The sequence below is a fragment of the Rheinheimera texasensis genome, from assembly GCF_964031785.1.
In the GTDB taxonomy this organism is placed as follows: Bacteria; Pseudomonadota; Gammaproteobacteria; order Enterobacterales; family Alteromonadaceae; genus Pararheinheimera; species Pararheinheimera texasensis_A.
In genome coordinates this window covers 143,578-169,344 of record NZ_CAXIRE010000014.1, presented here as the reverse complement: position 1 = coordinate 169,344, position 25,767 = coordinate 143,578, and the positions used below count along the sequence as shown (strand labels likewise).

The following is a 25,767-nucleotide window of genomic DNA, read 5'->3' as shown; positions in this document are numbered from 1 at the left end:
CGAGATAAACTGAACCGGCTTGCTGAGGTTGCATGTTAGATTCGTTGCGTAGTCGACTCATCCTGTTGTTGCTTGGCATGCTGGCCTTTATGACGGTCGCTATGGGTTATGCTGCACTCGGCGCCATGCAACGTGACAGTGCCGCTCAGGCGCGCCAGGCGCTCGATGTCGCCAGCCGGGTTTTCCAGGAAGCGTTAAGCAACAGAGCCACTCAGCTTGGCAACTCTGTCCGACTGGTCGCCAGCGATTTTGGCTTCCGCCAGGCGGTCGCCTTGCGTGAACAGGACACCATCGCCTCAGTGCTGGAGAATCATGGCAGCCGCATCGACGCGACGCTCACCGTGTTACTGACGCCACAAGGGGATTTGATCGCCAGCAGTGGCCAGCAAGTCAGTCAGACTCAAATCAGTCAGTTATTCAAAGATATGCGACTATCCGGACAGGACTCAGTGTCCGATATCGTGCATATCGGTGATCAGGCCTATCAGATGGTGATGGTGCCGGTGAAAGCACCGCAGCTAATTGCCTGGGTCGCCATGGGGTTTTCGCTGGACAACGCACTCGCCAATCAGATTAAAGCCCTCACCGACCTCGACATCAGCTTTGTGTTTGGCAGTGGCACTGCCAATGCTGCACTGCTGGCCAGCACTTTGCCGGCCGGCGTCCACGACAGCCTGACCAGCATGAGCAGTGACAAGCAGTTAGCGGTGCTGGATCAGCCGTTACTGACCACGCAAAAAGCCTTAGACCGGGCTGGTACTATTCAGGCGTTATTACATTTATCCACGGCGCCCTGGCAGGAAACTTACCAGCAGGCCCGCGCGCAATTGCTGGCGATTTTTGGTTTAGGCCTGACGCTGGCTGTGTTATTTGCTGTGACACTGGCGCGCAGTATTACTGAACCGCTGCAGTTGCTGACGCAATTCGCCCGGGCTATCGGTTTGGGCCAGGCTTTAGCACCACCAGCGATCAAACGCGGTGAAGTCGGTCTGCTCAGTGACACCTTACAAAAAATGCAGCATGACATCCGCCAGCGTGAGCAGCAGATTCTATTTCAGGCGCAACACGACACTTTAACCGGGCTGGCCAACCGTTATCTGGTTGAGCTGCAGCTGCCAACACTGCTCAGCAACCAGCCGTTATGGCTGCTGCTGGTGAATATCAAAGATTTTAAACACGTCAACGACGCCTTTGGTTATAAAAATGGCGATTCGTTACTCGAACAGCTGGCGCAGCGTTTACGTAGTGCTTTTCCCGTTGCGGCGATGATTGCCAGACTGGGCGGTGATGAGTTTCTGCTGGTCAGCCCGACAGCGATGCAACTGAGCGACCTGCCGGCACTGCAGCACCATTTGTCGACCGACTTCAGTCTGGACAACTCGCGACTGAATCTGAAGCTGGCGTTAGCGCTTTATCAGGTGCCGGCACACACCGGCAATGCCAATGACGCGCTGCGCCGGGTCGAAATCGCCATGGTGCATGCCAAAGCCAGTCATCAGCTGACTGCTGAGTATCAGCCGGGTCAGGATGAAAGCCATCAGCGCGAACTGACGCTGTTACATGATTTACCACTATCGCTGCAATCCGGCCATATGTTTGTCGTCTACCAGCCGAAAGTCAGCCTGCGTCAGCGTCAGGCCAGTTCTGCCGAAGCGCTGATCCGCTGGCAGCACCCGCAACTGGGATTTGTACCGCCGGATGAATTTATCCGGCTGGCTGAGCACTCCGGGCTGATTTCCCGCGTCACCGACTGGATGATAGTGCAGGTGATTAGTCAGCTGGCGAGCTGGCGCGATCAGGGCATTGAACTGACCGTCGCCGTCAATCTGTCGGCGCATGATTTACTCAGCAGTGAGTTACCAGGTCAAATCGCCGCGCTGTTACAGCAACATCAGTTGCCCGCGTCAGCACTGGCGCTGGAAGTGACCGAAGGCGCGGTGATGCAGGACCCACAGCAAGTGATCCAAAACCTGCAGATCCTGCGGCAAATGGGCATAGAACTCGCGATCGACGATTTTGGTACCGGTCAGTCATCCCTGGCCTATTTAAAGCGCTTGCCGGTCCACGAAGTGAAAATCGACCGGGCTTTTGTCAAAGATATTGAGCATAATCATAACGATGCACTGATAGTCCAGACCACAACCGAATTAGCGCATGGTCTGGGTTTATTGGTCACGGCCGAAGGGTTGGAAAACCTGGCGGGCCTGGCCAAACTGCAGGCCGCTGGCATTGATAAAGTGCAGGGTTATTATTTCTCCAAACCGCTCAAAGCCGCCGATTTTGCCAACTGGCTGGTCGAATTTCAGCAACAACATAACCAATGGTTTCCCGAGGTCTGATGCGCAGATTCATCCTAAACATTGCCGCTATGATGCTGCTGACCAGTCTGCCGGTTTTTGCCGCCGGCAGTAAAGTGCTGGCCACCGGCGGCGCCAGCAGTATCGAAGGCGGGGCCGGTGGCGGCATTGTGCCCTGGGCGGTGATTAATGGTTACGGCAGCTCCGGCCAATGGTCGATCACCGGCGCCGTCAGCCAGGTCGGTGTCGACGACTTTACCCTCAATAGCCGCAGCATCAGCCTGTCTTATGACAACAAATACGAAGTCAGTCTGGGCCGCCAGCAGCTGCAACTCGACAGCATGGGGGGTGAGCTCAACCAGCAAATCATTGGCCTGAAATACAAAATTGCCGGTGAGTTGCTGTACAGTGCCATGCCGCAAATCAGTATCGGTCTGCAGCAGAAAAAACAACTGGATTTTGCGGTGCCAAAGGCTGTGGGCGCACGGGATGACCAGGGGACAGACCTGTATCTGGCCGCCAGCAAAGTCTGGCTCGATGCAGTCTGGGGCCGGAATCTGTTAGTCAACGCAACACTACGTGCCACCAAAGGGCTGCAAACCGGCTTACTCGGCTTTGGCACCAGCAACGACAATGGCTACCAGTATGTCGGCGAGTTCTCGGCCGTGCTGTTGCTGAACCCGCAATGGGCGCTGGGCGCTGAGTTTAAGCAAAAACCGGATGAACTGGCTTTTGCCCGTGAAGATCACTGGCGCGACTTGTTTGTCGCCTGGTTCGCCAACAAACATCTGAGTGTTGTAGCCGGTCACGTCGACCTTGGCAGCATCGCCACATTCCGCAATCAGACCGGCTATTATCTGGCCCTGGAGTCAACATGGGCATTTTAATCCGCGCGCTGCTGCTGTTAGTGCTGACCGGTTGCAGCAGCAACTCTGAACCGAAAGACTGGCTGTATCAACAACTGGGCGCAGGCCCCGGGCTGGAACAACTGGCCGACGGCTTGCTGCGCGAAATTGAACAAGACCGGCAAATCGTCCATCACTTTAAGGACACCGATATCGCCAGATTCCGTAAGCTGTTAATTGAACAGTTCTGTGAACTGAGCGGTGGCCCGTGCAAATACACTGGCGCGACTATGCAGGAAAGCCACACCGGCTTTCAGATCACTGAAGCCGATTTTGATAATCTGGTCGGACATTTAATTAAAGTGATGACTGAACAGCAGGTACCGGTCGCGGCGCAAAACCGTTTATTGGCCAAGTTAGCACCGATGTACCGGGACGTGGTTTATCGCTGAGCCGGCGGGAAAGCAGCCTGTCGGTAATGCAGACCATACAGCTGTTGCAGGCGGCCGCTCAAATACAACCTTTGCATTCCCTGGTCAAAGTCGGCCGCCAGTTGCCGGCCCGAGAAAGTATTCTGAAACACCGGGTACAGCGCCTGAGCCGGCGCCAGTTGCCGCTGTTTCAGTTGCGCTCGCAGCTCGTCCGGGACATTGTCCTGATAGCTGATGTATGCGTCTAACCGGCCATATTGCAGCATGTCAAAGCCAAACTTTTCAGCGGAGACTTCAATCCCATTGACCGCGACCGGCAGATAGTCGCCATAGTCATAGCCCAGCATCCAGCCAACGGCTTTGCCTTGTAACGACTGCAAATCGTTCACCTGCTGCAGACTAAACAGCTGCACCGGTGGGTCCATATTCAGATGCCACAGCGGTACAAAGCGCCGGTCACCGCTACCACGAAAATCAGCCAGCAGCACATCGGCACGCCCGGCATAAAACATTTGTTTGGCGCGTTTCCAGTTAGTCACCCGGATCTTCAGCTCGATATCTGATTGCGCCAGCGCCGCGCGCAGCACATCAAAATACAGGCCTGAACCATCAGCTTTGGTGAAATCCCCCCAAGCTCCTGCGACGACAGTGACGGTTTTGGCCTGAACCAGCGTGGCGCCACACAGAAATATCACACCAAGCAGCAGCTGAAATCCGGCGCTGAGGAAATTGCGCCTTTTTTGGCTGCGCTGTGGTCTGCATTGTTGTGTGCACAGTTGCCGGCAATGGGCTAAGGCCAAAGGCTGTACTCCGGATATGTTTAAAAAGTGCTTTATTTTTAGAGTGATGCTCTGGTAAAAGCAACCTTTTGCTCAAGATGGACAGAGTTTTATGCATCACATCGTGTTGCTGGACGCGGACACACTCCACGGCGCTGATTTATCTGTACTGCAATTGCCCGGCTGTACTCTGCAGATCTATCCGTCCACCACAGCCGCAGAACTGCCGGAACGGCTGCAGCAAGCCACAGTGGTCATTAGCAATAAAGTGCTGCTTGATGCCGCCATGCTGGCGCTGGCGCCGCAGCTACAGCTGGTTTGTGTCGCCGCCACCGGCACCAATAATGTGGATTTGGCTGCTGCCGCTGCCCGTAATATCCAGGTCTGTAACGTGCAGGATTATGCACTCGATGCCGTACCGCAACACGCCATGGCGCTATTACTGGCGCTGAACAACCAGATTGTGTTGCAACAACAAGCCATTTTTCGCGGCGACTGGAGCCGCAGTCCGGTGTTTTGCCTGCATCAGCAACCGATCCAAAGTCTGGCTGGCAAAATGTTTACTGTCGTCGGTTATGGTGGTTTGGGACAAGCGACCGCGGCCTTGGCACGGGCGTTTGGCATGCAGGTCTGTGTAGCGGAACGCCCGGATGCTGAGACGATCCGGCCTGGCCGGGTGCGCTTTCGAGACGCGCTGGCCCAGGCAGATGTGTTGAGTCTGCATTGTCCGGCCATTGCCGGCGCGCCACCGTTACTTGGCGCTGAACAACTCAGCTGGCTGAAACCGCAGACGCTGCTGCTGAATACAGCCCGCGGCGCGCTGATTGATGAACCGGCACTACTGAAGGCATTACAACAACACCGGCTGGCTGGTGCCGCTTTGGACGTGCTCTGTACCGAACCTCCAAACCCGCACCACCCGTTCCTGCAGGCCCAACTGCCGAATTTGTTGCTGAGCCCACATCTGGCATGGGCAACCACAGAATCCATGCAACGTCTGGTCGGCCAGCTGGCGGAGAATATCCTGGCATTTAATGCTGGCACGCCAGTGCGGACATGCAATATCATCGCAGCTTGTCCCTCTTCGCGGAGCTGCTGATGCGTCTGATTTGCCTGATCCCTGCCCTGTTCTGGCTTGGCCATGCCACTGCACTGGATTTTCAGGCGGAACGCAAAAACATTGAAACAGACGCCAAAGCCGCGGTGAATAAACTCAGCGCCCTGCCGGACGCTCAGCAAACGGCCGAATCCTGGCTGCTGCTTAGCTATGGCTACATGAAGTTACTGAACAAAGAAGGGGCGATCAGCGCCGTGAATAACGCGCTGGCTGGTACGCTGACTGCAGCACAAAAAGTCGAAGCACTGCACCACAAAGCGCTGGTTTACGGCATTATGTTCCGCGACAGCAAAGCTGCGCTGGAACAGCTGAAACTGGCTGAAGCCGCGCTGGATCTTTATCACGGCGATGACAAACCAGAGCTGCAGACCAGTCTCTACGAGAGTTTTGCCCAAGGTTACAATCAACGCGGCGATATGACTCAGGCGTTAAAGTACGCTGAACTCAGCGTCGCGATTGCGACTGAATTTAAGCTGGAAAATGCCGAGTTAAAAAGCCGCATCACGGCCGGCCGGCTGGCGCTGCAACAAAACAACTTCACACTGGCACAGCAGCAGCTGAGCCGGGCGCTGGCACTGGCGCAGCGCAGCGGCGATAAAGCCTCGATTGGTTCTATCCATCTGCGCCTTGGCATGGCCTACGACAAGCTCGAACTCTACGCTTTAGCCGGTGATCATCTGCAGCAGGCCGAACAGTTTTTGCAGATGCCAGAGCGGCGCAACCAGCTGACGACAGTGTTTTTGACCCAAATTGAACACTACCGTCAGACCGGCGAACTGAACAAAGCCGCGGCAACAGTCGAAAAAGCGCAACAATTGCTGGCCGAGCTGAAAGACCCTTATCTGACCGCACAATTATTATCTGCCGAAGCGCAGCTATCGCTCGCCAGGCAGCAACCGGCTCAGGCGGAACAGCAGTTGCTTAAAGCTGCACAGCTGTTTCAGCAACTTGGCAATCGCAGTATGCAACATGAAACGAGCATAGCGCTGGCTGAAGTGGCATTAATGCAACAACAACTGGCCAAGGCGCGAGCTTATCTGCCGCAGGATTTAAAAATCGAGCAGCAACCGGTGTTTTTACAGCGTAAGTACTGGGACATCCTGTCCCGGATCCAGGCCAGCAATGGTGAATGGCAGCCTGCTTATCAGGCTGCTGTAGCGGCCAGCAAGGCGCAGTTTGAGATCCAGGCCAATCAACAACGCCAGCATCTGGGGCAGCTCAGTACCGATTTACAGCAGCAACAACAAATGCACAGTCAACAACAAAGTCAGTGGCAGGCCGGCACCTGGGCCCTGCTCGCAACTTTACTGGCGAGCTGGCTCGGCTTTGGCGGCTTTATTTTGCGCCGCAAACGGCAGGCGCCTGCAGCGCCAATCGGACAGGTTTGGCTGAAAAACTGGGCTGAATTTGCCCGGCAGCTGCGCAAAGAACAGCAAAAAGACCTGTCGGTTTGTTTGTTCGCTGTGCAAATTCAGCAGATCAGTGAATACAAACTCAAAGCCGGCGAACAAACACTGCGTAAAGCCATCCGTCGTGTACTGGAACAATTACGCGGCCCGCAGCTGCTGGATTCCACGGTACACACTGACGTGTTGTGGCTTGCAGTGCGCCAGCCGGACGAGCGCTGGTTGCAACAACTGCAGCAGGCCCTGCAGGGCATTCAACAACAATTGCCGGATCAACCAGCCATACGGATTTGGCAGGGCAAACTCGATGCTTTACTTGGCAACGACTGGCAGGAAGCTGACTTAAACGGTTTGCGGGAACTGGTCTGGTACAGCTGGCAGCAACAGACCGCAGTACCAGCCCAGTTACTACATTTTCAGCTGACAACAACCCAGCCGGCACCTTGCAGCTGGCAGGCTGATAATCTGCGCCAGGATATCAATAATGCCCTGACGCTTGGACTCCTGCAGCTGCAATGCCGACCCCTGATGGCTCAAGCACCGGACTTATCAACGCAATAAATTTGCCGGCACAGCATAATCACGAGCACCTTTGCCCGGCAACTCAAACGCCAGTCGTACGGCCTGCAACGCCAGGCCGCCTACGTCCTGATTGCCCTCGCCATATTGCGGATCGCCCATCACCGGATGCCCAACCGCAGCGAAATGCCGCCGGATCTGGTGCTTTCGACCGCTAATCAGCGCAACATCAAGCACTGTGCGCGACGGCTGCTGTAGCTCAGCAGCGAGACGAAATTGTGTACAGCTGACTTTGCCGTCCAGCGGCAGATTGATTTCGCCTTGTTGCAACAAAGCAGGCGCCAGCGCACCCAAAACAGTAATGCGGTAAGTTTTGCTGATGCGCTGCTGCTGGATTAACTGGCTTAAAGTCGCCGCCATCGTTTTGTGATGCGCAATCAACACCAGCCCACTAGCTTCCCGATCTAGCCGGTGCAACAAAAATACCGGGCGCTGATTGGCGAAATGTTGTTCGACTTGCCGCAGCAGTGCCAGATGATCACCCCATTCATTGCCCTGTGACAACAATCCGGCTGGTTTAAACCACACACTGTAAGTCCGTTCGTCGGCAATCAATACCGGCTCAGGTGCTTTGCGCTGCAGAATATCTTCATCATAATGCAGCTCCAGCACAGTCCCGCTGCTGACCTCAGTCTGCGCCCGGCGCAGTCTTTTGTGCTGTTTGCCCTGTACCAGCTGCACTGCGCCTTTGTTCATGGCATCTTTCAACCGGCCTTTGGACAGTTCAGGACACGCCTGCACTAACAAATCTATGGCCTGGCCTGGCGCCGCAACCGGAATACGTCGGGTAATTTTCATATGTAATTCAGCTTTTTAACAATAATTCAGCGGCCCTGCAGCAGTTCAGCCGGGATTCAGAGCCTGGAGCCGAGGATCATACCAAAGCCCCCGGAGAATCAGCTATGAAAAACCGCCTGTTTGCCTGTTTAATCGCATTCACCTGTTACCAGTTATCTGCCGCTGAGCTGACAGAACAACCGCTCCCCACCCGCGAAATGCACCTCGATGCCAGCGCCGCCGCCGCCAATACCGACGCTGCCACAGCACCCGCCGCCATCACATTGAATCAGGATTTTTCCAGCAGCAGCTGGTTTGACTCAGTCGATTTAACATTACGACAAGACTATGACGGCGACCGCTTCTACAGCCAGCTGTATGTCCGCTTTGATGCGCACACTCAATACACTGAGCAACCGGTTTATGCCGTGTATAGCCTGATTGGCGCAGGTCTGAACCGGATTTTCCACACCAGCAGTATTTTCACCCTCTATGGCAGCAGCCGTTCCGACTGGTTTGCCATCGAAGCGGACATGCGCGATTTACCGCGGGGTTATTACAAACTGAAAATTGAACTGCGCGATGCCCGCACTGGCGCGAAACTGGCTGAAATCTCCGGCTACGAGGCTGCGGCACTGAATAATCTGGCACTGGAAGATGGCAGCGCCGACACACCGGTCAGCGTGATTGTGCATGAAAGTTCCGGGGGTAGTCTTGGCTTTTTCTGGCCAATCGCATTAAGCTGGCTCTATCTGAAACGCCGGACTAGTCGCCAGTGAAACGAGCTTTATGTTTTGTGTTGCTGTTGGGCTGCAGTACCGCATCTGCCCAGATGCCACTGCAGCGTGTCGCAGCAGGTCAGACGACCGAATTTATTTATCAGCTGAGCGCCGGCTCAAACTTACGTTTCAAGCTCGACAATAAGTTGTTGAATCAGTACCGCGGCATGCGGCGTTACATGCCGCACATGGCAGATCAGGCGGTCAGGCACGCGTTGCTGCGCAAGGCTGCAGCATTGCAGCATCAAGGCGTCCGGATCCAGTTCTCGCCGCCAAACTTACCCTTGCAGTACAGTGTCCAGGCTGCTGAGCCGGAAAAAGCACAACAAATGATGGCAACGCTGGCGGCAGAACAAACCAAAGCGCTGAATGACTATCTGGCAAAAGGCTATTATTACCTGCTCGACGACCCGGTAAAAGGCAAAGGCGTGATCCCGGATCACTTGTTGTTTATGCAGGATGCGCTTGGACAACTGCAACCGGTCGCCGACGCTTTTATTGCGAATTATGGTAAAAACAATATCCGGCAGATCGCCGCTCAGCTCACCGCCTGGATCCAACAAATTCCCTACCGCGGTCTCGACAACCGCCTCGAGTCCAATGGCAACGGTTATGCCCCGCCGGTGCAGTTAATCTTTGATCATAGTGGTGACTGTGACAGTAAAGCCGTGCTGTGGGCGACCGTGATGCGGCTAATTTTTCCGACCCTGATGATTAAAATTATCTACCTGCCTAATCATGCCGTCATCGCAGCGCAGGTACCGGCAACCGATACAGAACAAGTCATTGATTTTGCCGACTCATCTTTGCTGCTGATTGACCCAACCGGACCTGCCCAGCTCAAGCTCGGGCAGGTCGGTGACGAATATCAGGCCGCCTTACAAAGTAAACAGTTTAGTCAGCGGACTTTTCCAACCCTCGATCCCTGAGTTGCTCGGTTTGTTTAAACACGGCATCCCACTCGACCGGCACATGCCGCACCCCTTGCACATCCCCTCTTTCCAGACGGGCAATATGGATCAACAGCCGGGCAAAAGGGCGCAACACTTTGCGTTTAAACCGGGTCAACATGTACAAATACAACAGCCACAATGGCACGAAGTACAACCCGACCTCCGTAGTGAAGCGCCATAACTCTGCTTTGGTATCAGCACTGCTATCCGGCTGAATGTGCAGAGCAAATGGCAAAGCTTCCAGGTGCTGCAGGCTGTCGTTTTGATCAGAACCGTTATAACTGCTGGCATCAGCCAGCTGACCATCCTGCGTGGCCAGCAAGACTTTGCCGACTTTATCCATCAGCATCAGTGTCGCACCGTATTGCGTCACTTTCACCTGTTGTAACATCGACAATAAATCAACTTCAAACAGCAAATGTCCGACCAGATTTTTATCCTGCCGTACCGGGATATGCAATGCGTACCGCTGTTTCAGCTCATCGAGCACCAGCAAATTCGCCGTGGAACTGTTCAGTTGCAGATGCGCCATCGCATCGATTTGTCGGGCTGCAATAGTCGCCAGTTCCACAGAACGGGCATCAGCATCACTAAAATGGACCCACTGTAGCCCTTCCGAAATATAAGAAATATTCAGCAGATAGCGACTGGTTTTCAGCTGCTGCCGGAACCAGGGTTCCAGCTGATTCAGCATTGAGATTTCGTCGGCCGATAATGGCTTGGCGTTGCTGTTTTGTTCAGCAATCTGCAGCGCGGTTTGTTGCCCAGTCAGTACCGCTTCCGCCGAGGCGGGCTGTTGCAGCAATTGGCCGGCTTCATATTGCAAAACGGTCGCCACGTGTAACAGCGGTAACAACTGATGGTCAAAATCAGCGGTCGCGGCGTTGAGCTGAGCCTGACGCAGGTCCAGCCGGTCGGATAATGCCACCAGATAATCCAGCAGTGCCATAGACAGTGCCAGCAGCAGCAGCAGAGCAAAACTGTTACGACGCAGTCGTTTTTGTTCATTTAATAGCGGGTTACTAATTTTCATCCGTCTCTAATCTTTCTGAAAGTTGAAATATTCGCTGGCTCAGTAGTGCCGGGCCCTGGCTAAAAGTCCAGACCAGCTGTTCTTCTTCGTCAGCATCCAGCACGACCTGCTGTGCGGTGTACCAAAGCAATGGCTGCTGTTGCAACTGCGATTGCCAGCGGCTACGGTTTTCCAGTCGCAGCATCAGCAGTGCATTGGCGGGTAACTTCTGCGGCGATGTCAGCACTACCGGCTCAAAGCCGAGTTCAGCGAGTTGCTGTTGCAATAACCAATCTTCAACCGGATCGTTGCCCTCCAACCATACCTGCCGGGCTGTGGAGCTGAAAACTACAGCGTCATGTGCCAGCAGCGCCTGTTGCAACGCCTGATTTAACACAGGTTTGCTGACCAGTCTCAGCTGAAATTGCTGCTGCAAATCAAGCCATTGGGCCGGATCTCGTACCAGTACCAGTAAAGAAAGTTGTGGGAAATAGCGCCGCACCACCTGGAAAACCTGAGCGGCAATTTGCAAATCCGCATTGATAAAACTTTCATCCAGGATCAGATAGTCCAGACGTGCATCATTTTGCGCACTGCACCATTGCATAAACTGCGCAGCGTCGTCCAATGGCATCAGCGCCAAGCCGGTTTGTTTTAACATCCGCCGGTACAATTGCTGGGCATCACCGGCAGGACACAACAATAACGCGGCGCCGTCAATCAACTGCAACTCAGGTTCAGTCGCGGCGGCCGCCCAAATTTGCAGTGGTAAAGTCAGTAATAATTTATTGCCACTGAACTGAGGTTGTGCCGCACTTAAATGCCCGCCGGCCGCCTGCAGCACGCGCAATGGCTCTGGCCAGTTCGCAGCATCTGGCCCCGGTTGCAACAAGCTCAACCACTGCCCCGGCGCTATCGTTTCGCCATCATCAGAGATCTCCAGCTGTAACTGATCTGCAGTGGTTAGCACGGTTTTCACCAGAACTGTACTGACATCATGTTGCTGAGTCCTGAAGTGAATCACCCACTCCAGTGCCCTTTGCAAGGCCAGGATGTCAAGCGCGGCCCATGCCGGCACATCGGCAGCCAGGTCAAACAATACTGCTTTTGCCGGCAACTGTCGCTGCAGATTACTCAGCCAGATGCTCAGTTGCAGGCGCAGCTGACAGCCCACAGGTCCGGTTTTTGCCACTGGCTGTTGTTGCAACCAGCAGGCGGACGCTGCCCGCAGCGCTGAATCAGTGGCGGGCTGCGTCATCCAGGCCTGCAGCAATTGTGTTGCAGCAGACAAAGGCGGCTGCACTGCGACGGCAGGCATGACAGGACAGCATGAGTCAGAGGCAGGCGCATCATCGCTATTGCTGATGTCCGGCGCGGTGAAGGTCTCTGCTGGGGTTGTAAGCGGCGCGGCGGCATTCGCCAATTCCGCTTCAGGCAGGGAAAGCACCGCCGACTCCTGCACACGCACGCCACGCTGAATTAACCAAAACAACAATAACAGCACGGCACTAAGCGCCGACAAGCCTGCTAATAAATATTGCCGCAGCTGTTTCCGCTGTTGCTGTAAGCCGGATAAATCCCGCTCTGCCACCAGATATGCCTGCCAGCCGTCGGACCAACGCCAGCTGGCGACGCTCGGTCTGCCTAGATAATTCGGTACAAACAGAGCTGTCTGGCCTTGCTTGGTGGTGGTCATGGCTTGCGCCAGCGGCGTCGCAGGCCAGGCCATACTACCGTCATAACGCTGATTACTGCGGGTTAAATCTTCCGGTGGTCGTTTCAGTTGAAATTTCAGACTCTGGTCATCGCGCAAATCCGACAAACCAAAACGTGCCAGCAACGTCTGTTGATAGCGGCTCGGCGACACCAACTGCGCAGTGGCAGACACCAGCAGCACTTCGCCGGCCGCTTGCTGTTGCGCCTTCAGCAGTTTTTGCTTCAGTGCAGCTAAATCAAACCAGAACAGCAAGTGCTGTGAATTGAATTCCAGATGCACCGGAGCCACCCATTGCGCCGGCAATACCATCGGTGTCAAAAACTGATGATTACTGCTGAAATCGGTATTAGTGATAGCAAATAACTGACCGGCGACGCTGTTACTGAGCCGCACTGCGCGGCCGCTTTCGTCGAGTAAGGCATAGCCAAGCAACGCATCAGGCCAGGGCGCATGTTGAATTTTGTCGTCCAGTTCCTGCCACGGCTCGTACATCACGTTGTCGGTGGTTGGCGGCGTCATTTTCGCCAGGTCTGCGCGCAGATAATCCAGATGCAAGCGGTAGTTGCGTTGCCAATCCTCCAGCAACACTTCGCTGCGTTCCAGTTGCAGACTTAACTGACTTGCCAGCTGGGTTTGCTGACTCTGGTTGGTCTGCAACCAGACCCAATACCCACAGCCCCACAAAAAACTGAGTGACAAGATAAAAAACAGACTGGACCAGGAAAACAGTTTCACGGTGGGGAGGCATCCTTGTGCACGTTTACTGACGAAACAACAGACTGACTAGCCTAACGGATTACGCCGGCAAGTCAATCTGTTAACATCTGTAAAACCGTTAGGGCGTGTTGACGTTTGGTGTTTGTTTTTGCAGCAGTTTGGCCGCTTTTTATGCAAGGCAGTGCGAGAGCCGTGTAGTTATTCTACACAAACGAGCACTAACGCAGCAGAAAGAGCAGCCAAACGCTGCCCTGCGGGTTCGTTTGGTGGCGCTTTGGGCTTTGTCACTCGTTGCTCACATAGAATCACTATGCCACGCGCCTCGTTTCGCGCCCAAAACGCCACCAACTCGAACAAAAATTAACCACCAAACATCAACACGCCCTAGAGATTCGCCTCGGCAAAGGACGCCAGCCGGCTGCGAACCACGCCATTGAGGTTGATGGTGGTACTGCCTTCAAAGTTTTTGAAGCGCTCGACGATGTAGGTCAAACCAGACGTCACTGCAGTCAGGTAATTACTGTCGATTTGCGACAGGTTACCGGAGCAGATCAGCTTAGTGCCTTCGCCACAGCGGGTGATAATGGTTTTCAGCTGTGCAGCGCTTAAGTTCTGACATTCATCCAAAAGCACAATCGCGTTCTGAATACTGCGGCCACGCATAAAATTCACCGACTTAAACTGAATATTGGCCTTATCCATGATGTAGTTGACACTGGCGTGCGGGTGTTCGTCAGTTTTGTGCAGCACTTCCAGCGAGTCGGTGATGGCAGCAAGCCAGGGCGCCATTTTCTCTTCTTCAGTGCCTGGTAAAAAACCAATAGATTCAGCGATTTCCGGCGTATTGCGCGTCACAATGACTTTGTCATACATACCCCGTTCAATCACCAGTTCCAGTGCTGCAGCTAAGGCTAACAAGGTTTTGCCACAGCCGGCCGGGCCGGTCAGGATCACCAGGTCCATATCCGGATCCAGCAATGCATTCAGCGCCATCGCCTGATAGACATTTTTCGGATGGATGCCCCAGGCATGGCGGTGCATCAGCCGTTCAAAGCCTAAATCCAGCACTTTGATCTGCTGGTCCATGATGGCGACGACCCGGCCGGCAAAAGTTTCATGTTCGTCGACCAGATATTCGTTGATATAAGCGTTTGGCAGTAAATTACGTGGCAAATAATGATAGGTTTCGCGGCCTTCGTTTTCGCTGCGACAATCTTTGACCTGACTCCAGAAATCGCCGGCGAATTTAAAATAACCTTTATATAAAAACCGCACATCGTCGATCAGCTGGTCGGTGCGGTAATCTTCCACCAGTTTTAAACCGGCGCCTTTGGCTTTAAGGCGCATATTAATGTCTTTAGTCACTAAGATGACTTTGACCGGGGCTTTTTCCCGTTGCAAGAACAGCGCGGTGTTGATGATCAGATGGTCGTTTTCGCCGCCAGGTAAACCGGGGATTTGGTCGCTGATATGATGATCGTTGACGATAAACAAATGACCGCTGGCTTTGCGATCGCCGTGTTGCGGCAGTTGTACCCCTTGCAGCATTTGCTCCGGTGATGCGTCTTTTAACACGTCCTCCAGCGCGCGGATCGCGACGCGGGCTTCACGGCTGACATCTTTGTGTTTGTCTTTAATATGGTCTAATTCTTCTAGCACTGTCATCGGGATGACGACGTCGTGTTCCTGAAAGTTTAGAAAAGCGAAGGGTTCGTGCAGCAGGATGTTGGTATCGAGGACGTAGATTTTTATGTCTTTACTTCTTCTTCGCGCCATATGCAGCTCCTTAGCAGCGGAAAATAAAACCCGGCGGGTTCTTGTTTAATTTAGAGCAAGAATCTGTGTGGTGGATGACAATCTTGTGACGATCTCAAGCTTTTCATTTATGACCGAAACAGGCCTGAAAAATTCCCGCCGTGGCGGATGCAGTTTGGCGGGAATTTCAGTACCATAGCGCCCCTTTTCAGAAGTGACCCGGATAATGATGAAATTTGCCCTTGGACAGCGCTGGATCAGCGACGCGGAATCGGATTTAGGTTTAGGCACAGTAGTCGGGATCGACGGCCGGATGGTCACTATGCTGTTTCCGGCCAGTGGCGAAACCCGGCTCTACGCCATGAATGAAGCGCCATTGACCCGCGTGCAGTTTAATCCGGGTGACACCGTTAAAAGCGCGCAGGAATTCAGTTTGCTGGTCGAGCGCGTCGAAGAAGTCAACCAGACACTGGTTTACCACGGCGAGCGCACCGACAACGGCGAGGCCGTCAGTCTGCGCGAAACCTTTCTCGACCATTTCATCAGTTTCAGCTCGCCACAAGACCGGCTCTTCACCGGCCAAATCGACCGTTTCGACTGGTTCACACTGCGCTATCACAGCTGGCAACATGTGCATCAGCAACAGCGCAACCCGCTGCGTGGTCTGGTGGGCGGCCGTTTAAGCCTGATCCCGCATCAGCTGCATATCGCCAACGAAGTATCACAACGTCATGCGCCACGGGTGTTGTTGTCGGACGAAGTGGGCCTCGGCAAAACCATCGAAGCTGGCCTGATTATCCATCAGCAGTTATTGTCCGGCCTCGCCAGCCGCGTGCTTATCGTGGTCCCTGAGTCGCTGCAACATCAGTGGCTGGTCGAAATGCTGCGACGCTTTAACCTCAAATTCGCCATTTTTGACGACGAGCGACTGACAGAAGCTGCCGCGGACGGCGGTAATCCGTTTGAAACTGAACAGCTGGTGCTGCTGAGCCTGGATTTCCTGACACGGAAAAAAGCCGCGTTTGAAGCTGCAGCAGAAACGCATTGGGATTTACTGGTCGTTGACGAAGCGCACCATTTAAGCTGGAGTGAGACCGAAGCCAGCACTGAATATCAGCGTATTGAGACGCTGGCGCAGGATACGCGAGGCGTGATTTTATTAACGGCAACACCGGATCAGCTGGGCCATCAAAGCCATTTCGCCCGGCTGCGGCTGCTCGACCCGAACCGCTTTTATGATTACCCGGCTTTTGTTGCTGAAGAACAGCAATATAAAGCCGTTGCGACACTGGCCCGCGCGCTGCAACACGAATTGCCGTTATCTGCCGCCACAGCCAAAGCATTGCAACAACTGCTGCAGGAATCTGATATCAATCAGGAACTGGCGCTGTTAACCAGCGCAGCAGACGGTACCGAACGCGATCAGGCCATTGACAGCTTACTCAGCAAGTTACTGGACCATCACGGCACAGGCCGAATTTTATTCCGTAACACCCGCTCCGCGATCGCTGGTTTCCCGCAGCGTCAGCCGCACTTTATCGGTTTAACACTGCCAGAGCAGTATCAGAATGCCATTAAAGTGCAGCTGAGCTTTATGGCCAATCAAAGCGATGAATTTAAAGCCAAAACCTTGTTATTCCCGGAGCGTATTTATCAGGAATTCGAAGGCAGCAAAACCAGCTGGTGGCAATTTGATCCACGCGTTGAAGCTGTGATTGCGCTGATTAAACAGCACAAATACAAAAAATTCCTGGTGATCTGTGCCCATGCTGATACGGCGATCGCATTGGAAGAAGCGATGCGGGTCAAAGAAGGTATACGCGCTGCAGTATTCCACGAAGGCATGTCGATTTTTGACCGTGACAAAGCGGCCGCTTATTTCGCCCAGGATGACCAAAGCGCCCAGGCGCTGATTTGTTCTGAAATCGGCTCCGAAGGCCGAAACTTCCAGTTTGCTCATCATCTGGTGCTGTTTGATTTACCGCTGAACCCGGACTTGCTGGAACAACGGATTGGCCGCTTAGACCGGATTGGTCAGACCCAGGATATTCAGATCCATCTGCCGTATTTTGTTGACCAGCCGCAGCAACTGTTGCTCGACTGGTATCATCAGGGCCTGCAAGCCTTTGATGCCACTTGTCAGACTGGTGGTGCGGTTTACCAGCAAATGCGGGAGCGTTTATTGCCGGTGCTGGCGGTACCTGCAGCCGACAGTGCGACGGTTTCCAGTTTAATCAACGACACTGCAGCACTGAATCAGCAGCTGAAGCAACAACTGGAACAAGGCCGCGACCAGCTGCTGGAACTCAATTCCAGTGGCCGCGGTTTAGCACAACAGCTGGTAGAGCAAGTCCACACGCAGGATGATGCCACTATTCTGCCACTGTACATGATCAAAGCCTGGGATTTACTCGGTGTGCAGCAGGATGACCGCAGCGACACCAGCATTATTCTGACGCCGTCCGAACATCTGCAGGGGCATTACCCGATGCTGGATGAAGATGGCATTACTGTGACTTTTGACCGCGCCACTGCGCTGGCGCAGGAAGATATTCAGTTCTTAAGCTGGGATCACCCGATGGTGCAGGGCACGCTGGATATTGTCACGCAGGAGACCATGGGCAACAGCTCAGCTGCGCTGCTGCAGAATAAACAGCTGCCAGCCGGCACCTTTTTCGTTGAATGTATTTATTTAGTGGAAGCCACAGCGCCGGCCGAGTTACAGCTGGGCCGTTATCTGCCACCGACGCCAATACGCTTATTGCTGGAAAAATCCGGCAAAAATCTGGCGCCGAATGTGCCTTTTGACAACTTCAACCGTCAACTGAAGCCGGTTGGCCGCCAGACCGCTAGCAAACTGGTTGGCGCTTTACAAAGCACCATTCACCCGCTGCTCGGCAAAGCAGAAGCTTATGCCGATATTCAGCTGAAGCATTTGCAGCAGGAGGCCCTGCAACTGATGCAAACGCAGTTGCAGGCACAGCTGGAACGGCTGCAGGCCTTAGCCAAGGTGAACCCGCTGGTGCGGCCGGAAGAAATTGCCCATCTGCAGGAACGCCAGCAGCAGCTTGCCCAGTACATTGGCAAAGCACGGCTGCGCTTTGATGCGGTGCGGGTCATTGTCGTCAGTCACGAATAAGACACGCTGATGCTGTTGGAATACCGGCCCCCACTGTCGCCTTATCTGGAGATCCTGTATCAGGATGAGGCGATATTGCTGCTGAATAAACCCAGCGGTTTATTGTCAGTGCCGGGCAAAGCGCCGGAACATCAGGACAGCCTGCAACTTCGGGTGCAACGGGTGTTTCCGACGGCCCGCACTGTACACCGGCTGGATATGGCCACCTCAGGTATACTGGTGATGGCGCTGACACCGGACGCGCAGCGCCAGCTCAACTGGCAATTTGAGCGCCGGCAAACCGAAAAACACTACATAGCACTGCTGGAAGGTCAGCTTAAGGCGCAGGCAGGCATCGTCGACCTGCCATTAATTTGTGACTGGCCTAACCGGCCTAAACAGATGGTTTGTTTCCAACGCGGCAAATCAGCACAAACTTTATTCGAAAAACTGGCGATTGAAGAAAACACAACACGGGTGCGACTGACCCCGGTCACCGGCCGCTCTCATCAGTTGCGGGTACATATGCAGTGGCTGGGGCATCCGATCTGTGGTGATAAATTTTACGGCACTGCGCCTGATGAAAAAACTGAACGATTACAGCTACATGCGGCGATGCTACGACTGCGGCACCCGGAAACCGGCCTGTGGTTACAGTTTGAATCGCCGGCACCATTTTAGAGAAATACCTGTTTCACGTTAACCGCAGATTCATCTTCTGCAGTTAGCATGGCCCCGCTGACGCGCCGGATGCTGACAACGAAAAAGCCGTTTTGTTCAGCAAAGCAACAGTAAATTTGTTTAATCTAAACAAATCAAATAAAATTAGCGCGTTGGAAAACCCCCTAAGGAGATATGGATGAAACTGAAAACTAGCGCAATTGCCGTTCTGGCAGCTTTACCCCTGATGACTGCTGTAGCATCAGCCGCCCCAACCGCTGCTGAATTACAAGATCGGGTTTACGGTTCTGTGTTCTGGGAGCACTACGCACCGGACAACGACAAAACTAAATCATTAGACTGGAAAGGTCAGAACAACGGCAACGGCACTGGCCTGAACATCGGTTACCGTATCAGCGAAAGCTGGGGCATCCGTGCAGAATACGTCCGTCAGGATCTGGAATCAGAGTTCTCTGATGCTGACATCAAAGGCAACCGCGTTGGTATGGACCTGGTTTACCACGTTGACAGTCTGCCGCTGTACTTCGTTGGTGGTGTGAAGAACTACACTACAGGCCGTTCAGCTTCTGCTGCCAACATCGGTATGGGCGTGAATATGTTCGTGACTGATGAAGTTGCCTTCTTCGTTGAAGCCAACCGTTATCAGGGCATCAGCAAAGCCTTTGGCGACCACGGTGTGAAACTGGGTCTGACCTACAACTTCGGTGCAGCCCCGGCTGCAGAACCAGCGCCAGCCCCTGAACCAGCTCCGGCACCGGCTCCAGCCGTTGGTGATGCTGACCAGGACGGTGTAACTGATGACAAAGATCAGTGCGCAAATACACCAATTACTGACAAAGTAGACACTGTAGGTTGTTCAATCTTCACTGAAAACTCTGTCAGCATCGCGCTGAATGCACAGTTTGATAACGATTCATCTGTAGTGAAAGAACAATACCACGCAGATATCGAAAAACTGGCAACCTTCCTGAAACGCTTCCCGAACACTGATGTTGAGATCGGTGGCCACGCGTCTAACGTTGGTACTCCGGCTTACAACCTGGCGCTGTCTCAACGTCGCGCTGACGCTGTTGCTGACGTGCTGGTGAACAACTACGGTATCGAGCGTAACCGTGTGAAAGCTGTTGGTTACGGTATCACCAAGCCAAAAGCTGCTGGTAGTTCAAAAGCTGCACACGCTATCAACCGTCGCATCGAAGCGACTGTGACTGCCTCTGTGAAAGAAGCAGTTCAGCGTTAATTCGTTGTCTGCCTGACAAAGCCACCTGCGGGTGGCTTTGTTTTTTTCTGCAATCGCTTCAGTTGCGCCCACAAAAGCCGATACTGCTGTTAATGTGCCAATCTGACGGACTCTGCAGATGCTCCAACCACTCAGCAAAATCATCTTTCTCAGCAGTCTTTGTGTTTTCTCTCTGCACTCAAACGCCGAATCAGTGGTGTGGGACGAGCAACAAACCAGCAGTGATTTACAACGACAAATTGCCGCCAGCCAAATTAATGCGCTGAAATCTGACCAACAATCCTTTTTAACTTTGCAGCGTGATGCAATGACGCCTTTTGTCAAAGGCACTGTCATTCTGGTGCCTGACTGGTCGCAACATGCGGCCAGTCCCAGAGCTGTCGAGTACCTGCGTAACTATCTGATTGATTTTGGCTGGAACACCACGGCCATGATGGTGCCACCCGCAGTAACAGAGACCAGCAGCGAAAATCTGCTGACCTACCAGCAAAAGTTGCTGGCTCGATTGAAAATTGTCATGGCAGAAGCCGAGACGAAGCCCGGAACTATCGTGGTCATTGGCCTCGGCCACAGTGGCGCTTTACTGAATCAGTTGTATCAAAACGAAGAACTGTCAGCGCCTCAGGCGTTGGTGCTGATTGGCGCGGCCATGCAGGATGTTGCACTGAATGAACAGGTTGCGGAAGCGCTGAGCCTGCATAAAGTGCCCACACTGGACCTGCTGCCGCAAACAGACAATGCCTTTGCCCGCAACAGCGGCAGCTTGCGGCTGCAACTGGTGCGCAAACACATCAAAGAGATTTACCGGCAACGGCTACTGCCAGGTTCAGTCGAACAAGACCATCCCTGGCTGGCCAGGGAGATCCTTGGTTGGCTGCGATACATAGGTTATTAAGCCCTGTGGTTACTTTTTAAAGCGCTCCACCAGCTGGTACAAGGTTTCGGCATTTTTCTCCAAATCGCTGCTGACTTCGGCCGTCTGCTCGCTTTGTTGATAACCATCTCCTGCTAAATCCGCAATCCGGCTGACTTGACGATTAATATCTTCGGAAACATGCGCTTGCTCTTCCACGGCCACGGCAATCTGGTGCCCCATCCGGGCAATCAGGTTCACCGCATCCATAATGCCATTCAGTGTCTGCTCGGTTTCCTGCACTTTAGCAACGCCGGATTCAGTCGCCACTATACCTTCGTCCGCCGCCAGCACGGCATTACGCGCCCCTTCCTGTAGGTTAAAAATGATCTGTTTGATTTGCTGGGTCGATTGTTGGGTGCGCTGCGCCAATTGCCGGACTTCATCGGCGACGACAGCAAAACCACGGCCCTGATCACCGGCCCGTGCTGCTTCGATCGCAGCATTGAGTGCCAACAGATTGGTTTGCTCAGCAATTTGCTGAATGATTTCAGCCGCCTGCGTAATACTTGCCGTTTGAGTAGCCAGTTCAGTGACTGATTTAGCGATACCGCGAACAGTCTGCGCCAGGTTTTCAATAGCGGCGCGGGTTTGCACTGCTACAGCCTGACCTTGGGCAGTCAGCTGATTCGCATTGCTGGCCTCAGTTGAGGTCAGTTGCACATTATGCGATACCTCAGCGATAGTGTGCGTCATCTGATTCATCGCCGTCGCCGTTTGTTCGGTTTCCTGTTGCTGGGAAGAAATCACCGACAAGGTACTGCGTGACAACTGATGTGCCTGCGCTGATTCACGTGAGGCTGTTAAGGCTGCGTCTTCCAACCGGGTCAACACTGTACGCAGATGCGCGGTGTCGGTGATCATCGCCAGTTCCAGCAAGCCCCAGGGGTCGGTTTTACCGGTATAAACCTGCGCTGCAACCGGGCACATAAAGGGATTACTCAGTTGGGCTGAAAGTTGTTGCTGTGCTTTACCGGTTCGGTGTTGCAGATACCCAACCACAGCGCCGGCCACACATCCGGCTGCAACCGCTGCAGCAACAGCGCCGGCAGCGACAGCCACCAGACCTGCAGCCACCCCACTACCCACGACTGCCAGCGGCAGCGCAAGCTTCATCAAATCAATGGATGAGCTGACCTTACCGCCCTGCGCCAGCACAGCATACATCTGCTGCGCCCGCTGCACCTGCTCCACCGTTGGTTTGACCCGTACCGATTCGTACCCTACTACTTTACCCTGCTGCAAAATTGGTGTGACATAAGCATTTACCCAATAAAAATCGCCGTTTTTACAGCGATTTTTGACAATTCCCATCCAGCATTTCCCTGCTTTCAGATACTCCCACATGCCCTGAAATACTGCCGGTGGCATATCCGGGTGTCGCACCAGGTTATGGGGCTGGTTGATCAGCTCATCGCGGGTGTAACCGCTGATTTCAACAAATGCCTGATTACAATACTGAATATGACCAGAAGTGTTGGTGGCAGAGATTAAACGTTGTTCTGACGGAAAGGTTCTTTCGTGTTGAGTCACTGGCAGATTCTGACGCATATCGTCCTGTTCCTTTGCTTGGCTTTACCGACAATCCATACAGGATTTACCTGTCTTGAGAACTCTAGTTCAGCCATGTACAAATGCAAATCAGCTGGCAGCGCGATACACTAGGCACCGATTGTGCTGGCAGGAGGATTTATGTCACCGGTTTTAACTACGATAGGTTTGCTGGTTCTCAGCAACATTTTTATGACTTTTGCCTGGTACGGCCATTTGAAACACCTGAAATCGTCTGCACTGATTGTGGCGATTTTAGTTTCCTGGGGCATCGCATTATTCGAATATATGCTGATGGTGCCGGCGAACAGGATTGGCTCGCAGGTGCTGAGCCTGGCGCAGCTGAAAATCTTACAGGAAGTGATTACGCTCGCTGTGTTTATCCCGTTCGCCGTGCTCTATATGAAAGAGCCTTTTAAGCTGAATTATGTTTATGCCGGGATTTGTTTGCTGGGCGCCGTCTATTTCATGTTCTACCACAAAGGCTAAGCGACGCTTAGCCGCGGTGTTGCTTGAGTAGCTCGTAAGCCGCCTGAATTTGCTGAGTTTTTTGATTGGCCAGTTCCAGCATTTCTTTCGGTAAGCCCTGTGACATCAGTTTGTCCGGGTGATGCTGTGACATCTGCTTTTTATAAGCCTTTTTCAGCTCACTGTCGCTGCAGCTGGCCATCACGCCAAGCAGCTGATATGCATCTGCAACCGCATCGGCCGCCGGAGTTTGCTGGGTTTGACGCTGAGAAAAACGCGCTTCAGCTTCAAACCGCCCCAACAAATACTGCAACCGGGTATTTGAAATCGCCAGAGCGCCGGCGACTTGCTGTAATAACTTCAGTTCAATGTCACTTAACCGGCCATCGACATAAGCAACCGAGATCTGGATCTCGAGAAACATTTGCAACAAATCCGGCCGCCAGCGAAAGGCCTGGCGTAACGTCTGAAGTTGCTGCTGCAGCGGAAAATCAGCCGCTTTACCTTCGCGAAACGCCCGTTGTGCTTCCTGCTGCTGCGTACTGCCAAGGCCCAGCTGCTGCATAAAAGCTACGGCTTTATCGATATGCGCCGGCGTCACCACACCATCAGCTTTGGCCAGATGTCCCATCACCGCAAAAGTACTGAACATAAACAGGCCCTGCGCGTCGGCCTGATCGCGTTTTAAGCCTGTAAAACCACCGGCTTGTTCAAATTGTTGCTTTAGGCCCCGATCAAACCAATGACCAATAAAAACACCAGCAATGAGGCCTGGGATTTTGAACATCGCGAGGCCAAACAAACCGCCTAATAACTTGCCCCACATAGTCAGCTCCTGTTGCGGAAGAATAAATCGGCGTCAGCCAGTCGCTGCGGCGTACCGATATCAGCCCAAAAGCCCTGATACAGCTCAGCACTGACCAGCTGCCGCGCCATGGCAGCCCGTAAAAATGGCGCCAGTTTTTGCGCGCCTGCCGGCACCTCACGGAAAAATTCCGGCCGATATACCGCAATGCCACTGAAGGTAAATTTGCTATCACCATCGGCCTGCGCCAAGCCTTGCTGTAGCGCAAAATCACCCTGTGGATGCTGTGGCGGATTCGGCACCAGTACCAGATGCGCAGTTTTGCCGGGCTTTAACACATCAAACAACTTGGCAAACGGATAATCAGTTAACACATCGCCGTTAACGACCATAAATGGCTCATCACCCAGCAAAGGCAACGCCAGCCGGATACCACCTGCGGTTTCCAGTCCGGTAGCCCCTTCCGGCGAATAATGGATCTGCAGGCCATATTGTTGTCCGTTGCCAAGTGCAGCCTCAATTTTGTCACCCAACCAGGCATGATTGATCACTACATCCTGAATCCCGGCAGCATGAAGCGCCTGCAGGTGATGCCCAATCAGCGGCTGCCCGCCCACGGCTAATAAAGGTTTGGGCAGATGGTCGGTCAACGGGCGCATCCGCTCGCCGCGGCCCGCGGCCAAAATCATTGCCCGCATGTGCCGACCTCAGCAAAACGCGGTAGCACCACTTGCTCAAACCACTGGCTGAACGCTGATAACTCCGGATATTGTTTGGCAATATCCAAAACATAACCAACGACCCGCGGTAAATCCGCCAGATAACCGGCTTTGTGATCCCGATGATAGAGCCTGGCAAAAATGCCGCAGACTTTTAAGTGCCGTTGCAGACCGGTCCAATCAAAAGCACGACGGAACTGCACAAGGGTATAGTCGGCAGGCAGCAGCCCATGTTGTTGTAAAAGTTGATAAAATTCATCCCTCAGCAGGGCCACGTCGGAGTCGGGCCAACGAAGGTAACAATCGCGCAGCAGTGAAACCGCGTCATAACTAACCGGCCCCACCACGGCGTCCTGAAAGTCGATCACCGCCAGCGATTGATCCGGCCGGATCATCAGATTTCGCGAATGAAAATCGCGATGCATACCCGCTTGCGGCTGCGCCAGCACTTCATCGGCAATCAGGGTAAAAGTACTGTCGAGCAAGGCTTGGGTGGCGAAATCTACTGGTAATTGCAGATGTACCGGTAAAAACCAGTCAGTAAAAATCTGTAGCTCACGCAGTACAAAAGCACGGTCAAATTCAGGTAAAGGGCCCTCTGCAGTCTGCCGAACTTGTTGCTGCTGCACCAACAAGGCCAAGGCCTGACGATACCAGTGCGGCATATTGTCCTGTGTCAGACTGAACTGCAGCAAATCGTCGCCTAAATCCTCCAGCAGAACCAGCCCGGCAGTTGGCTCAGCCGCCAGAACCTTCGGCACCTGCAAGCCGGCATCCGCCAGCGCTTGCGCGACAGCAATAAAACGCTGACAGTCTGCCGCCACCGGCGGTGCGTCCATCAACATCCAGTGCTGTGTGCCACTTTGCACCCGCCAATAACGGCGGAAACTGGCGTCCCCGCTCAGTGCGGTGCATTGCATTTGGCTGTCTGCCTGATACTGCTGTAAAAAATTCTGGATTTGTGACAACCTTTCCGCCACTTGTGCACTCCAAACCGGGCAAAAGCCGCACTATAACGGATTAGCCGAGCGGCGAAAATTGATTTATCATACAGGCCCTCTTTTTGCATTCTGGTCGGCTGCGACCTGACGGAACAGAGCAACTTTTT

21 protein-coding genes are annotated in these 25,767 nt (G+C 53.6%); 12 read left to right on the top strand and 9 right to left on the bottom strand.

The window, feature by feature from the left end; genetic code table 11:
- Positions 1 to 32 precede the first annotated feature (32 nt).
- From ABNT34_RS04490 to ABNT34_RS04480, 3 genes are read left to right on the top strand one after another with little or no spacing between them, the layout of a single operon-like run.
- On the top strand, positions 33 to 2,339 hold the full coding sequence (locus tag ABNT34_RS04490) for an EAL domain-containing protein (protein ID WP_348729196.1): 2,307 nt from the start codon (positions 33 to 35) through the stop codon (positions 2,337 to 2,339).
- Positions 2,339 to 3,184 (top strand): DUF3034 family protein, encoded by an 846-nt coding sequence (locus ABNT34_RS04485; RefSeq protein WP_348729194.1) that lies wholly within the window; start codon positions 2,339 to 2,341, stop codon positions 3,182 to 3,184. The genes ABNT34_RS04490 and ABNT34_RS04485 overlap by 1 nt, the downstream gene beginning before the upstream one ends.
- A complete protein-coding gene (locus tag ABNT34_RS04480; protein WP_348729192.1) occupies positions 3,172 to 3,594 on the top strand; it encodes a group 1 truncated hemoglobin in 423 nt (140 codons plus the stop codon). The genes ABNT34_RS04485 and ABNT34_RS04480 overlap by 13 nt, the downstream gene beginning before the upstream one ends.
- Here ABNT34_RS04480 and ABNT34_RS04475 read toward each other — a convergent pair.
- A complete protein-coding gene (locus ABNT34_RS04475) occupies positions 3,585 to 4,373 on the bottom strand; it encodes a transporter substrate-binding domain-containing protein (protein ID WP_348729190.1) in 789 nt (262 codons plus the stop codon). The two genes, ABNT34_RS04480 and ABNT34_RS04475, sit on opposite strands and share 10 nt — an antisense overlap.
- Positions 4,374 to 4,464: 91 nt before the next feature.
- Between ABNT34_RS04475 and ABNT34_RS04470 the strand changes: the two genes are divergently transcribed.
- Both ABNT34_RS04470 and ABNT34_RS04465 read left to right on the top strand, forming a co-directional pair.
- Complete coding sequence (locus ABNT34_RS04470; RefSeq protein WP_348729188.1) at positions 4,465 to 5,451, top strand: NAD(P)-dependent oxidoreductase; 987 nt, start codon at positions 4,465 to 4,467, stop codon at positions 5,449 to 5,451.
- Entirely contained in the window at positions 5,451 to 7,436 is a 1,986-nt protein-coding gene (locus ABNT34_RS04465) for a hypothetical protein (protein WP_348729186.1), read from the top strand. Before ABNT34_RS04470 ends, ABNT34_RS04465 begins: the two co-directional genes overlap by 1 nt.
- On the opposite strand, the gene ABNT34_RS04460 is transcribed toward ABNT34_RS04465, so the two are convergent.
- Positions 7,425 to 8,252 carry an RNA pseudouridine synthase gene (locus ABNT34_RS04460; RefSeq protein ID WP_348729184.1) on the bottom strand — a complete coding sequence of 276 codons (828 nt, stop codon included), beginning with the start codon at positions 8,250 to 8,252 and terminating at the stop codon, positions 7,425 to 7,427. The two genes, ABNT34_RS04465 and ABNT34_RS04460, sit on opposite strands and share 12 nt — an antisense overlap.
- 104 nt (positions 8,253 to 8,356) lie before the next feature.
- Here ABNT34_RS04460 and ABNT34_RS04455 point away from each other — a divergent pair, with 104 nt between their 5' ends.
- Together ABNT34_RS04455 and ABNT34_RS04450 are read left to right on the top strand one after the other, a co-directional pair.
- Entirely contained in the window at positions 8,357 to 9,010 is a 654-nt protein-coding gene (locus ABNT34_RS04455; protein ID WP_348729182.1) for a choice-of-anchor H family protein, read from the top strand.
- Entirely contained in the window at positions 9,007 to 9,939 is a 933-nt protein-coding gene (locus tag ABNT34_RS04450; protein ID WP_348729180.1) for a hypothetical protein, read from the top strand. Before ABNT34_RS04455 ends, ABNT34_RS04450 begins: the two co-directional genes overlap by 4 nt.
- On the opposite strand, the gene ABNT34_RS04445 is transcribed toward ABNT34_RS04450, so the two are convergent.
- The 3 genes from ABNT34_RS04445 to ABNT34_RS04435 form a co-directional block, all read right to left on the bottom strand.
- Entirely contained in the window at positions 9,905 to 10,996 is a 1,092-nt protein-coding gene (locus ABNT34_RS04445) for a hypothetical protein (protein ID WP_348729178.1), read from the bottom strand. The two genes, ABNT34_RS04450 and ABNT34_RS04445, sit on opposite strands and share 35 nt — an antisense overlap.
- Entirely contained in the window at positions 10,986 to 13,427 is a 2,442-nt protein-coding gene (locus tag ABNT34_RS04440; RefSeq protein ID WP_348729176.1) for a hypothetical protein, read from the bottom strand. Before ABNT34_RS04440 ends, ABNT34_RS04445 begins: the two co-directional genes overlap by 11 nt.
- A 366-nt stretch (positions 13,428 to 13,793) precedes the next feature.
- Positions 13,794 to 15,185, bottom strand: coding sequence for a PhoH family protein (locus ABNT34_RS04435; RefSeq protein WP_348729175.1), 1,392 nt, complete (start codon positions 15,183 to 15,185; stop codon positions 13,794 to 13,796).
- 208 nt (positions 15,186 to 15,393) lie between these two features.
- On the opposite strand from ABNT34_RS04435, the gene rapA reads away from it, so the two are divergent.
- From rapA to ABNT34_RS04415, 4 genes are all read left to right on the top strand, one after another.
- Positions 15,394 to 18,303: an RNA polymerase-associated protein RapA gene (rapA, locus tag ABNT34_RS04430; protein WP_348729173.1), complete on the top strand. Its 2,910-nt coding sequence runs from the start codon at positions 15,394 to 15,396 to the stop codon at positions 18,301 to 18,303.
- Positions 18,304 to 18,312: 9 nt separating this feature from the next.
- On the top strand, positions 18,313 to 18,963 hold the full coding sequence (locus tag ABNT34_RS04425; RefSeq protein ID WP_348729172.1) for an RluA family pseudouridine synthase: 651 nt from the start codon (positions 18,313 to 18,315) through the stop codon (positions 18,961 to 18,963).
- Positions 18,964 to 19,141: 178 nt separating this feature from the next.
- Positions 19,142 to 20,203 (top strand): OmpA family protein, encoded by a 1,062-nt coding sequence (locus tag ABNT34_RS04420; RefSeq protein ID WP_348729171.1) that lies wholly within the window; start codon positions 19,142 to 19,144, stop codon positions 20,201 to 20,203.
- Between the two features lie 118 nt (positions 20,204 to 20,321).
- On the top strand, positions 20,322 to 21,098 hold the full coding sequence (locus ABNT34_RS04415; RefSeq protein WP_348729170.1) for a DUF3530 family protein: 777 nt from the start codon (positions 20,322 to 20,324) through the stop codon (positions 21,096 to 21,098).
- Positions 21,099 to 21,107: 9 nt separating this feature from the next.
- On the opposite strand, the gene ABNT34_RS04410 is transcribed toward ABNT34_RS04415, so the two are convergent.
- Entirely contained in the window at positions 21,108 to 22,667 is a 1,560-nt protein-coding gene (locus ABNT34_RS04410) for a PAS domain-containing methyl-accepting chemotaxis protein (protein ID WP_348729168.1), read from the bottom strand.
- Positions 22,668 to 22,808: 141 nt separating this feature from the next.
- Between ABNT34_RS04410 and ABNT34_RS04405 the strand changes: the two genes are divergently transcribed.
- Positions 22,809 to 23,156, top strand: a complete 348-nt coding sequence (locus tag ABNT34_RS04405) for a DMT family protein (RefSeq protein ID WP_348729166.1) — start codon at positions 22,809 to 22,811, stop codon at positions 23,154 to 23,156.
- A 7-nt stretch (positions 23,157 to 23,163) separates the two neighbouring features.
- Here the strand turns inward: ABNT34_RS04405 and djlA are convergent, their stop codons facing one another.
- Genes djlA through ABNT34_RS04390 form a run of 3 tightly spaced genes read right to left on the bottom strand, consistent with a single transcriptional unit; the run spans position 23,164 to position 25,639 of the window.
- A complete protein-coding gene (gene djlA, locus ABNT34_RS04400) occupies positions 23,164 to 23,961 on the bottom strand; it encodes a co-chaperone DjlA (protein ID WP_348729164.1) in 798 nt (265 codons plus the stop codon).
- Positions 23,962 to 23,963: 2 nt separating this feature from the next.
- Entirely contained in the window at positions 23,964 to 24,638 is a 675-nt protein-coding gene (gene murU, locus ABNT34_RS04395; protein ID WP_348729162.1) for an N-acetylmuramate alpha-1-phosphate uridylyltransferase MurU, read from the bottom strand.
- A complete protein-coding gene (locus ABNT34_RS04390) occupies positions 24,626 to 25,639 on the bottom strand; it encodes a phosphotransferase (protein ID WP_348729160.1) in 1,014 nt (337 codons plus the stop codon). Before ABNT34_RS04390 ends, murU begins: the two co-directional genes overlap by 13 nt.
- Positions 25,640 to 25,767: the final 128 nt, after the last annotated feature.